The sequence below is a fragment of the Staphylococcus intermedius NCTC 11048 genome, assembly GCF_002902385.1.
GTDB classification, from domain to species: Bacteria; Bacillota; Bacilli; order Staphylococcales; family Staphylococcaceae; genus Staphylococcus; species Staphylococcus intermedius.
The window spans coordinates 1-210 of sequence record NZ_PPQH01000139.1 but is presented as its reverse complement, the minus strand read 5'-3'; the positions used below and the strand labels follow the sequence as shown (position 1 = coordinate 210).

The window sequence follows — 210 nt, the reverse complement described above, 5'->3', positions numbered from 1 at the left end:
GCTTTGATATCTTGTCTTTCTTACTTTAATATGACGGTGATCTTGCTCAATGAGGTTATTAAGATATTTAGATGTACAATGACAGTCTGTATTGAGCTTAAAATCTTTAATTAATTTAGACATGGCCACCTTCGTTGAGGGTGCCTGATCTGTAATTATCATTTTAGGTTTACCGAATTGTTTAATCAGACGCTTAATAAACGCATATGC

General features: G+C 33.3%; 1 protein-coding gene. It reads right to left on the bottom strand.

Translation table 11 applies throughout. From position 1 onward, the window contains the following. The coding region (locus CD138_RS13685) for a DDE-type integrase/transposase/recombinase (RefSeq protein ID WP_142380770.1) at window positions 1-210 on the bottom strand (210 nt) is incomplete at both ends.